We start from the raw sequence: 11630 nt of genomic DNA on the forward strand, positions 1-11630 counted from the left end.
ATTCTAGGTACCTCCTTGGTTAGTCTTATTAATTAGGGGTAAAACTCTCGAGAAGCTCTACACCCTGTATTCTAACCGGAGGTACCTTTGTTTTCAAAGGTCATTTAATTTGATTACAGGAATGCTCCATAAGTGAGGAAGATTGGTTAGAAAATACAAGGCAGGCTTTAGGGGGCCTTTTGCGAATGATAAGCGGGCATGCTGAACAGAGCGGCCTGGTTTTGCCGGTATTAGGCTTGATAGAAATACCCGAAAGCCAGAAAAGCCTTGCTAATTTTGTAGATCGATTGGCTGCCGATCAGGACTGGCACCGCGGCGATTTTTCCCTGTTAAGGGCAACAAACAGGGATGAATCGTTAAAATTGATTAGAAGGCTTCTGTCGAGTTTATTCACGGTTTGGTCTGACGTTAAACCCCTGGAGCGCCTTACCACCGAACAGTTCCTGGGCAAATTGCAGGAGGAGCGCAGGGCGGAGAAGCTGTCGCAGGAGCGGGAAAGCCTTCTAGATACTGTTATGGCGGCTTTGAGCGAAAAGAAACCCGTTGAGCAAGCTGTAATGTTATGGCTTGAAAACCGTTTGCAGGATGTTGAAAGATTGTTGACAGGGGAGTGAGTGCAGTGCTGGAACAGGCAGGAAAGCTGTTTTCCGGTGAAACCGGCGGGCTAACTAATCAGCCTACAGTGGAAAACAAAATAATTTACAGGGTCAAGTCGTTGTGGGCGGAGAATTTTCGCGGGATACCGTCATTTTGGGTGAAGAATTCTCAGGGAACAACGTGGTCGAAAAGTAATTTGAACACTGACGCTGACGTGGTTCTCATCACTGGGCCGAACGGTTTCGGAAAAACGAGCATAATTGACGCCCTGTGCCTTCTTTTAACGGGGTATTGTTATCCAGATAGGCGGCCGTTAGTAACAACATTCGAAGATGGGCAAAAAAGGGAATACGCATTGATAAAAGCAGATGTTAATTTTAATGATAGCGGGAAGCATAGCGGTCCAGTCGTAGTGAAAATTAAAAATGAAGATGGTGCGGTGCCCGAAATTACCGGGTTTGCCTGGCCGCCAGATATACCAGGAGAAATCATGGCGCGCTACGGTTTTTATTACCAGGATCTTCTCAACCGTCTTTTTGATGAGGACGAAGCGGAGGTGACACTGCGGGATTTCCTTGCCCTCCCGCCGGAAGAGGTTAGAGAGGCTGGAAAAGCAATTGAAAAAGCTTTAAAGGATATAATAGGTAAGGAAAAAAACTTGTTTATTTTCCAAGGCATCTCGAGTGAGGAGGATATTAAAAACCGGCGATCTCAGGCGGTAAAAAAATTTTCAGAGGCATGGGCAAAACTATCTTCCATTGTTAATTCCATAGGCATAAATTTCCCGCAAAGGTCTGAGGGCTGGTTGTTCGTTATACGGAGCGGGAACTTGCGCTCCGGTTGGCAGGGGGAGCTTCGCAACCTGGCAAATGAATTATTGGCGGCGTTTCCCGCCGAGAACATTGAGCCTCTCCCAGAAAACACAGAACCCCAGTATTCTCTCCAGCGCCTTGAAATGCTCCTTCAAAATGTACGGTTGAGCATGGCCTCAAAATTAGAAAACAAGAAAAAACTGCTGATGCTGGTCAATGCTCTCCCAGAGCAAACTGTAATTCCGGAAGAAGAAATCCTTGAACAGGAAGAGCAGAAGCTTAATGAATATAAAAAAGAGATTGATTCCCTGAACCAAGAATTAAGAGTGCTGGAAGGTCTGGAGCGTCACTTTCAAAACCCGCGTGGGCCAGGGTTGCTTGAAGTCCTTGTGGCAATAAAAGAATGCGGCCGGGAGTGGTTGAATCCCCCGGTTGATGATTTGAAGGGCCTTGAACCGCCGCCCGGTATTTTACAGTGGCTGGAGCATGCATTGAAATTGTTTTACGCGGGAGGAAAAGGACTGGACGAGCACCTTGCCGGATGGCAGGAAAAAATTAGGGCCAGACGCGTTCAGACGAGGGATTTTACTTCAGAAAAGGAGCAACTTTATAAAACAAAATCCAATTCTCTTGACATTATCAAAAAAATTCACGGTCTGGCTGCCGGTTCAGTTGAAATACAATCAACCCTTGAGGATGTTAGGCAAAAGAACGGGGGGTTGATTTCCAGGGATTCACTTGTGGCTTTTTTGGAAGGCGGGGATTCAGAACAGAATACCCTTTCGGACGAGCCGGAGAAAATTCTTGCTTCAGTTCGCGAGGCTGTTTTAAAATGGCTTGAGGTGGAAAGAAGTGAAAGGCAGCGCGAGGAAACCCTGCGCAAAACCCGGGGCTATGATGATGCCAGGGTAAGTCTGGACGCCGTTCGCGAGGCTTTAAGAGCGGAATCAAACAAGCGTACATCTATTATTGAAAAAATTCTGGATTTACCGGAAAAAGAAAAAGATCAGCTTGCCGGGCTTGTAAACCAGGTTCATGCTTCATTCCGCACGGTTAAAGGTCTTATCCCCATCAGGTTTGAATCTGTAAGCAGGAGAAGGGGAAGAGCTCAGGTAAACACGTGGAATGTTTCAACAGATGACGGACGGCCGCTCGGTGCTCTTTCTACCGGGCAAAAATCGCAACTGGGCTTATCTTTGCTCATAAGCCTGAACTTTGCTCTTTCTCATTTAATTCCTTATAAGATCATTGCCCTGGACGATGTTACAACAGCCCTGGACATGGCCCAGTTGCCCCGCATTGCGGCCCTGTTGCGGCAGGTTGCTTACGGTTCTGGTTTTGAAGACTCACCTTCCCGACGCCAGCTTTTTATTGTCAGCCACCATGAGGATCTTACCCACCGCATTATCGACTTCCTTATTCCACCCGAAGGCAGATCGATGCACATTTTAAACATTGTTGAATGGAGCCCTGAGAGTGGGCCGAAAATCGAGCAGTTGAAAGTGGAACCCGCCTCTTCGGTAAATGATACAGTGAAATCCAGATTCATTCGTTTGCTGTGTTCGGGAATAAGGACGGATTAAGTTTCTTTTACGAATCCTCACTGGAAGTGATAAAGCCTGCTCATCTTGCGGTTTTCCCTTTTTGAAAATATAATTTTTGCTAGAGGTTGCCATAAACCTTATTTTTATTGTTAACACTTTTTTGAGGCAGGGAAATTTTTACAGACAAGGGGGTTTACAGGAATGTCCATTAAAGTTGTTGCTTTCAACGGCAGTCCCCGCCCGCAGGGTAACACTTTTCATTCGCTCAAGACGGTGCTGGAGGTTCTGGGCGAAGAGGGCATCGAGGGGGAAATAGTCCAGTTGGGCGGAAAAAGGCTGGCAGGGTGCAGGGCCTGTTTTAAGTGCTATGAGACCAGGGACGGGCGTTGCGCCCAGAAGGATGACGAAATGAACTTTTTTATTGAAAAGGCGCTGGCCGCCAACGGCATTCTGATCGGCTCGCCGGTGTATTTCAGCAATGTTTCCACCGAGGTTAAGGCCTTCATAGACCGGTGCGGTATGGTTGCCAAGGCCAACGGCGACATGCTCCGGGGCAAGGCCGGGGCGGCGGTCATTTCGGTGCGCCGTGCCGGGGCCACCTTTGCCTACTCCGCGGTGAACTTCTTCTTCGGCATATCCCAGATGGTTATCCCATGTTCCAGCTACTGGAACGTGGGCATCGGCATGGGGCCCGGGGACGTGCTGAAGGACCAGGAGGGAGTGGAGACTTTTAAGACTCTCGGCAGGAACATGGCCCGCCTGCTCAAGCAGATTTTTGGAAGGGCCATTTAGCGTCACTTTGATTAAAGGTTGACCTCTGGGGCTTACAAAAACGTTTTAAATTAACAATAAGGCTGTTATTTATTCTCAGAGGTTAATCTGTGACAATTTAATTCTTAATTTATTATATTTTTTATTTTTTAGCCTCTATTATTCTCTCACGAATTTCCTTCCATCCCCCATTCATGATTAAAATATTAAATTTTTATTTTTCATGGTGATTTTCACAGTTATTTTCTACGACCCTAAATGCTGTGATAAAAGCGGCAATAGCTTTGGCTGGAACGCCCGTCTGTTTAGCTAGTAATTTCACCACAGGGTCAGCGGATAAGGGATAGTGGCAGACAGGAGCTGAAAATGTTATGGAACGCTCTATCCCTACCAGTTCGTCTAGCGAAACGCCGAAGGTCTCCCGCAGCTTCATCAGAGTTTCGAGGCTTGGCAGCTTTGCGCCGCGCTCCCAGTTTGCGAGGGTGGAACGTTCCACTCCCAGTATTTTTGCCATATCGTTTTGTCGAAGACCCATTTTATGCCGCAATTGCTTCAATGAATTGCCAAATTGTTTCAACGTTTTCACCCCCTACTGTTTCTACTAGACACATTATCTTCTTTTTTAGGTCTTGACAAGTTTCTAAAAGAAAACGTAATATTGTTCCTAGAAGGAACATTAAAAAGTTTTAATGTAATCATAAGTTTAAAATTGTCAGAATTGGGCAAAGAGCATGGAGTTGAAGCAAGGTGCGCACAGCTTTAAGAAAAGCGCGGCTGCAAAACGGCCTGACCCAGGCTGAACTGGCGCGCCAGGTGGGGTTAAGCCGAGCCTCTTATACAAACATTGAAAAAGGGTACAAATATCCTTCCCTGGTCACCGCGCTCCGTATTGCCCATGTACTGAACGAAAGCGTTGAAGGCCTTTTCTCAGATGATTTTCAATTAGCCAACAAATCTAAAGAAAGGGCATAGGACAGAGAAAAAATGGCGCGCCTCCCGCATAATGGGGGGGGAAAGGCTTTTTGTATTTTTTATTTGTATTTTTTATAAGTGATATAAAAAACTTATACCCCAAGTTGCGCATTTTTATACTTTTGTGCTTTCTATAGCAGTTTGGCTAAGCAGTTGATTGGTCTATTCAGAGTGAGTGGGGAGCAAAAACGGTTAAAGGAGGTGGTAATGGGGCGAGCGGCGAGCAGGCATTTGGATGTAGGAGGCACCTGCGGAATTTCAAGGGGGATTAGTATGTCAAGAATTACAAAATTTTTCGTTAACAAGAGGTGAGGTTGTTCGATGGGAATATTTAGCAAAAGGCTGAGGAGCAAGGGGCTGGCAGTGCTGGCGCTCGTCGTTCTGCTGGTATCCCTTATGCTGGCGGTGCCGGCGATGGCGGCTTCGGTTGCCGGCGTCAGCGCTACGGCGACCGACAATAAAGCCGGCGTTACTGCCGCGTACGACGTCAGCTTCACCGTGCCCAGCGGGCTCGGAGGCGGGGACGAGATTACCGTCACCTTCGCCACGGGCTACAACGTTTCACAAACCACTGTTGTAAAGATAGTTTACGAGCAAAAGGACTATACTCCATCCTACGTTAACGTTCTCGGTACGCCAGGGACGGCCGTTAAAATCGGGGTACCGGCAGATCTAACGGTGAGGGCAAACGGCGCGATTAAGGTTTTAATTTCCGACATAACGAACCCCACGGAAGCCAAGAGCTACCCCATCGCCGTCCGCACCACCAACGACACGGCCGGCACCACGTCTGTCACCATCGTGGCGAATGTAGCAAATAAGATCGCCCTGGATGCGCCCAGCAGCGCCGTGGCGAACCAGGTCGTGCCCCTGACGGTAACCATCCAGGACGAGTACGGTAACCCGACCACGATGGACAGCGACCTTACGGTAACACTAACTCCTACAGAGACAGGTGGTACACAAACTGGTTCCGCCAAGCTCTACTCCGACTCCGCTGCTACCCAGGCGTTAACGGGTAATAATCTCGTTATCTCCAAAGGCAACACGAGCGGCACCGCCTACCTGAAGGACACGGAGGCGGAGAGCGTAACCATCACAGTAGATAATGACAAGAATCTGACAGATCCGAGTGATGTCTTGATAAACTTTGGAGCGTCCGGCGACTTAGCCAAAATCGCGTTCACTGCGGTTCCTGCCCAGAACCAGATAACCGCCGGTGAAGCAGGCAGCTTCACCGTGCAGCTGCAGGACGCCTACGGCAACCCTGTTGCCGCCGGAACTGATGGTGTCGTCGTGACCCTGACCGCTTCTGGCGCCAACGCCGACACAGTAACGTGGGGCGGAACAGGTGTTACTACAGATCCAAATGACAACCTTAAGGCCACCGGCACGATTACGCAGGGGCAAAGTGAGCTCACTTTCACCTTCAGTGATACCAAGGCTTCGGACAAGGTGACCATCACTGCCACCATTGCCGACCCGGCGCTTGCAACTTCGGCGGTGTTCAAGATCGTGCCCGGCGCTAATGACCACTTTGTGGTAAGCGTGGCTGACGCCTATTCGGCCACTCAAGACCTTGTGGAGATCAACTCCGACCAGTGCACGGCAGTAACCATCGAGGCGCAAGACCAGTACGGCAACCCGGTGCCGCAGGCGAATGACCTCACTGTGAGCCTAAGCTCCGATTCTACAACTGGCAATGGCAAGTTCTACGCTACCGCCACAAGCGACACCGATATTACAACGGCAGCTATCCCTGCCGATGCCTCCAGCGTGATCGTCTACTACTACGACAAGCTTCGGCCCGAGGACGGCGTGCAGAAGAGCGTTACAATTAGCGCCAACGCCAGCGGTACCGTCACAGGCAGCGCAACCGTGACGCTCATGGGCCCGCGCCCGGAGAGTTTTGAAATCGCCGGCGATGACTCCGTCGAGGTCAACCTGCGCCTGCCCTTGACCATCAAGCTGTTGGACCAGTACGGCACCCCGTACGCCGTGGCCGCGGAGACGACCGTGAGCCTGACGGACGGCAGGGGCGGCGAGTTCTACACCAGCCTCGTCGGCGGGGCCGCAATTACGAGTGTGACCATCGCCGCGGGCGAGAGCGAGGCCACCGTCTACTACCGGCCCACGAGCGTTGGGGCAAACACGGTTACGGCCACCGCTGATGTTGCAGTAGAAGGAACATCCGGGTTTGATGTTCAGGGCACCAAGTCCGTCACCGTGCGCCCGGCCGGCCAGGTACAGAACGGTCTGAGCATCACCGCAGGGCCCATCACCGCAGGCACGACCGGTGCTGTGACGGTGAAGGTGACCGATCAGTATGGCAACCCGGTCGCCCAGAGCGCCGACCTCATCGTGACACTCTCGGCCCAGTCTCAGACCGGGAAGTTCTACGACAAGGCTCAAAATGGAACAGAGATTAGCACAGTGACCATCAAGCAGGACGAGAGTGAGGCTACGGTCTATTACTACGATACGGCTGCCGGAGAACAGGCGATAAACGCGAGTGCTCCTGGCCTCGATCCTGCGGAGAACACTATCACCGTTGTTCCTGCCGAGCCTGCGAAGATCGCCGTTGAAGCGGACAGCTCAGTGGTGGTGAACGAGCGAGCTGCTATCAAATTTAAAGTGGTGGATCAGTTCGGCAACCCGGTTACCCAGCCAACTCCACTGACGCTGGTGCTTAGCTCCTCTTCAACTACCGGCAGGTTCGAGGATGGTACCGGCAAGCAGATCACGCAGGTTACCATCACGGCCGGCAATAGTTCCGCCACTGCTTACTACAAAGACAGCACAACTGGTGAAGTGACCATCACGGCCACGACCACCGGGCTGGAGGGTTCCGCAAAACTGACTGTGCAACCGGCACCGGGTGTAGACACCACGCCGCCGGGAGAGGTGGCCGATCTGGCGGTAACACCGCTTCCGGGAGTGGGAAGGTATGAGCTGTCCTTCACGCCGCCGGCCGATGCGGATTTTGCTGGCGTAGCGGTATATGCGGCAGTATACGGGAGCGACGCATGGACATTGGTGGCTCAAAATAATAGTAATGATTTTGCGGTAGTTGTTCCGGATAATCTGGTCGTCGGCAAGGACTGCGTCCAGTTTAAAGTAGCGGCTGTCGATATTTCAGGCAATGAATCCGCCGGCGTGATCGCCGACAACAACGGACAGGGCTACCCGGTGCTCGCCTATGTGCAGCTCACCCCCGGCCCGAACGGTTGGGCGACCTTCTCCGTGCCGGTGCGGATAGCCGGAGGCCAGGAGTTGCTGGGCGATATGATCAAACTGGACGACGTCAATATCGCCTGGAAGTACGACGCCGCATCCCAGCAGTGGGTGCAGGTAACCGAGGAAAACAACACGATCGAGCCTCTGGAAGCAGTCTACGTCAACCTGAAGAACACGACGCTGGCGGTAGTCAAACCAGACGTTGCGCCCAATAATCCACCGGTGAAGAGTCTCACCGACGGGTGGAACCTGGTCGGCTTTACCCAGAGCGATGTACTAGATAATGCCCTCTACTCTCTCAGAGGCAAGTGGAGCGTCGCGGTAAACCCGGCTGTTAATTCGGATCCGTGGGCGGTAACGCCGATCAACTCGGATTCCACAGATGTAGATGTTCACACCGGCTACTGGATTTACATGGACCAGGCAAGCAACCTGGCGGGTTCCAGCACCACCCCGGTAACCGTCGCCACGTATCCATACTAAGTTGACATCCTGATTTACAAAGGGCCGCGCTTACCGGCGCGGCCCTTTAAACAACCAGCAGGTGAAAATTAAGGAGGGATGCTTTCTTGAGGAAGAAGATGCGTTGCACGTCGGTTTTGCTGGCAGCAGCCTTTTTGCTGACCTTGCTGCTGCCCGGCTTCGCCTTCGCCCAGAATGAGACACCAGATATTCCAGCGGCCTACTGCGGTACGGTCACGATCAACGGCCAGCCGGCACCGGTAGGCACGGTAATTGTGGCGAAGATCGACGGAGTTGAACGCGGCTGGATCGATGTGAAAAAAGCCGGTGAGTACGGCGGGCCCGGCGATCCCCTTGCAGAGAAACTCGTCGTGAAAGGAACTTCAGCCGATACAGGAAAGACTGTAGTCTTTGAGGTTAACGGTGTTCAAGCAAATGAAACCGATATATTTGGTCCTCAGAATCAGGGTTATGAAGTGGTTGACCTGACGGTGAACCAGCAGGACACCACCCCGCCGGTTGTGTCATCAACCGATCCGGCTGACGGAGCCACCGGTGTGGCGGTAGGGAAGGCTATTGCCGTCAACTTCAGTGAGAATATACAGGAAGGAACGGCTTTTAGTGGCATTACTCTTAAGAGTGCATCCGGCAGCAAAGTTGCTGTGGGCGTCAGTATTTCTGGAACGGTCCTCAGTATCAAGCCTGATGCCGACCTCGCCTACAATACCAAGTACACCTTAACCATCCCGGCCGGAGCGGTGCAGGACCTGGCCGGAAACGTATTGGCTCAGCAATATACCTTCAGCTTCACCACTCTGGCGGCACCAGATACCACACCGCCTACCGTGTCATCAACCGATCCGGCTAACGGAGCCACCGGGGTAGCGGTGGGCAAGGCGATCGCCGTCACTTTAAGCGAGGAGGTACAGGCAGGCCAGACTTACGACAGCATCTCAGTTAAGGATGCAGCCGGTAATGCCGTCGCCGTGAATAAGAGCATCGCCGGCAAGGTGCTGAGCATCAGGCCGAACGCCAGCCTCGCCTACAATACCAAGTACACCGTAACCATTCCCGCCGGAGCGGTGAAGGACCTGGCCGGAAATACACTGGCACAGCAATATACTTTCAGCTTCACCACCGCTGCCCAGGAGGGATCGAAGGAAGAGATAAACGTTCCTGGTGACGGAAAGCTAGACAACTTCACCATTCCGCAGGGTGTCTCCAGCGTGGTGCTGAATCAGGACAATGCCCAGATGGAGATCCCGCAGGGGGCTTTCAGCGGCGCGGCCTCAATCACCTTCAAGCCTGTTGACAAAGCGGGGCTTCCCGGGGCCAATGCGGTCGGTCAAGTCTTTGAAATCAAGATCGAGAACGTGTCCCTTTCCCAGCCGGTGATCCTGCGCCTGCCTGCTGTGGCTGGCGAACGGGTGCGGGTGTTCAAGCTGGTGGGTGACCGCTGGGTAAACCTCGGCGGCACCGCAAGAGATGGGTACATGGAGTTAAGCCTCAGCTCCTTCAGCATCTTCACTACCGCCAATGCTCCTGCACCTCCGACGGCCAGTCCGGCTCCGGGCAGCTACACCGGTAGCGTGCAGGTGAGCCTGACTGCGGGTTCTGGCGCCACCATCCTTTATGGGCTGAATGCCGCTCCGCAGACCGCCTACACAGCGCCCGTAACGCTGACCTCAAGTAATACCATCCGGGCCGTGGCCGTAAAGGACGCCCTTACCAGCGATGAGGTTAGCTTTGCCTACACCGTAACTGCTTCCGGAGGCGGCGGTGGAGGCGGCGGTGGAGGCGGCGGTGGAGGCGGCGGAGAGGTGAGGCCATACGTTTCTACCACAGACCCCGCTGACAAGGACGCTGGAGTGCCCGTGGACAAGGAGATTAAGGTGACGTTTAGCGAGAGCGTCTCCGCGAGCGACAGCTTTGCCAGCATCGTTTTAAAGGATGCCTCCGGCAAGGCGGTGGAAGTGAGCACCCGCATCGAAGGGAGTGCCCTCTACATCAAGCCCAAAGGGGCGCTGGCCTTCGGCATGGCCTACACCGTGGTCATCCCTGCTAGGGCGGTTAAGGACAGCGACGGCTACGGCTTATCCGGCGACTACACCTTTACTTTCACCACCGCTGCAAAGCAGTCCGGGCAGCCTGCTGCCAGCTTTAAAGACATGCAGGGACACTGGGCTGCAGAGGCGGTTGGCAGGCTGGTTGATACCGGCATTATCTCCGGCTATCCCGACGGCACCTTCGGGCCCGACCGACAGATTACCCGGGCGGAGGTGGCGACAATTATGGTCAGAGTGCTTGGGCTGAAGCCGGGGAATGAAAGCGAGCTCCCCTTCAAGGACAGCGCCGCCATACCGGCCTGGGCAAAGGGTGCTGTTGCGGCGGCAGTGAAGGAGGGCATTGTCAAGGGGTACCCGCTGCCGGATGGGAGTATGGCCTTCGAAGCCTCACGTCAGGTTACCAGGGCAGAGATGGCAGCGTTGGTGGTCAGGGTATTGGAGAAGAAGGTAGGTCCCATTGCCCCGGCAGAGCTAAGGTTTACAGATACCGCGGCAATTCCTGACTGGGCAAAAGAAAGCGTTGCTAAAGCGACAGCGAAAAGAATTGTTAGCGGTTACCCTGACGGCACTTTCAGGGCGGGAATAAATATAACCCGCGCTGAGGCGGCGGCGATGGTTGTGCGTCTTCTCGACAGCTTAGGGGCTAAGTAACATAACTTATTCCGGCACGGTTTGCAAAAGTCAGATTGGTGAAAGAAAGCACATTACTTTAGGAAAGGGATAACCCTGTTGTGCGGTTATCCCTTTTTCCATATTTACAACTGCTAATAGGGCAGCAGTCAGGGAAAGTCTGCCTCTTTTCTGCCGGCATTTTCAAAAAATGTGATTTTGGTAACCAATCTTCTTGAAAAAGAATAAGCCCGTGTATATACTGGACGTGAAAATCAAGTATGAACCGCTTTAAAACCGCCTTTTCAGTAAGAGTTTTCTAAGCGGGGCCGGCTGAAGGCGGTTTCAGGGCAGTGAGGGAGGATCTTCGGGATGAACCTGGACGGTTTGACGGTTGACGGGCTGCACCGGGCCTTTGAAGAGCAGGGGTATATTTGCGAGAAGAACCTGGCTGTGACCGTTTTCCTGGCTTTAAAGCTCAACAAGCCGCTGCTGGTGGAAGGCGCCCCGGGCGTGGGGAAAACAGAAATAGCCAAAGTGCTGAGCAGGGTTTTTGACGC

Annotated in this window: 7 protein-coding genes and 1 pseudogene; 7 read left to right on the forward strand and 1 reads right to left on the reverse strand. The window is 52.7% G+C overall.

The window, feature by feature from the left end; translation table 11 throughout:
- Nucleotides 1-185 precede the first annotated feature (185 nt).
- The 3 genes from HPY90_RS13140 to HPY90_RS13150 all read left to right on the forward strand — a co-directional run bounded on the left by HPY90_RS13140 (nt 186) and on the right by HPY90_RS13150 (nt 3745).
- A complete protein-coding gene (locus tag HPY90_RS13140; protein WP_287195132.1) occupies nt 186-614 on the forward strand; it encodes a hypothetical protein in 429 nt (142 codons plus the stop codon).
- 5 nt (nt 615-619) lie between these two features.
- On the forward strand, nt 620-2992 hold the full coding sequence (locus HPY90_RS13145; RefSeq protein ID WP_287195134.1) for an AAA family ATPase: 2373 nt from the start codon (nt 620-622) through the stop codon (nt 2990-2992).
- 168 nt (nt 2993-3160) lie between these two features.
- Nucleotides 3161-3745 carry a flavodoxin family protein gene (locus tag HPY90_RS13150; protein ID WP_287195143.1) on the forward strand — a complete coding sequence of 195 codons (585 nt, stop codon included), beginning with the start codon at nt 3161-3163 and terminating at the stop codon, nt 3743-3745.
- A gap of 193 nt (nt 3746-3938) precedes the next feature.
- Here HPY90_RS13150 and HPY90_RS13155 read toward each other — a convergent pair whose 3' ends face one another.
- Nucleotides 3939-4301, reverse strand: a complete 363-nt coding sequence (locus HPY90_RS13155) for a helix-turn-helix domain-containing protein (protein WP_287195136.1) — start codon at nt 4299-4301, stop codon at nt 3939-3941.
- A gap of 170 nt (nt 4302-4471) precedes the next feature.
- On the opposite strand from HPY90_RS13155, the gene HPY90_RS13160 reads away from it, so the two are divergent.
- The 4 genes and pseudogenes from HPY90_RS13160 to HPY90_RS13175 all read left to right on the forward strand — a co-directional run.
- Nucleotides 4472-4696: a helix-turn-helix transcriptional regulator gene (locus tag HPY90_RS13160; protein ID WP_287195138.1), complete on the forward strand. Its 225-nt coding sequence runs from the start codon at nt 4472-4474 to the stop codon at nt 4694-4696.
- A 321-nt stretch (nt 4697-5017) separates the two neighbouring features.
- Nucleotides 5018-8416, forward strand: a complete 3399-nt coding sequence (locus tag HPY90_RS13165) for a hypothetical protein (protein WP_287195140.1) — start codon at nt 5018-5020, stop codon at nt 8414-8416.
- Nucleotides 8417-8502: 86 nt separating this feature from the next.
- Nucleotides 8503-11112 carry an Ig-like domain-containing protein gene (locus tag HPY90_RS13170; RefSeq protein WP_287195141.1) on the forward strand — a complete coding sequence of 870 codons (2610 nt, stop codon included), beginning with the start codon at nt 8503-8505 and terminating at the stop codon, nt 11110-11112.
- Between the two features lie 330 nt (nt 11113-11442).
- Nucleotides 11443-11630, forward strand: a pseudogene (locus tag HPY90_RS13175) (AAA family ATPase); the annotation flags it as partial.

This window comes from Syntrophothermus sp., assembly GCF_013314835.1.
GTDB lineage: Bacteria > Bacillota > Syntrophomonadia > Syntrophomonadales > Syntrophothermaceae > Syntrophothermus > Syntrophothermus lipocalidus.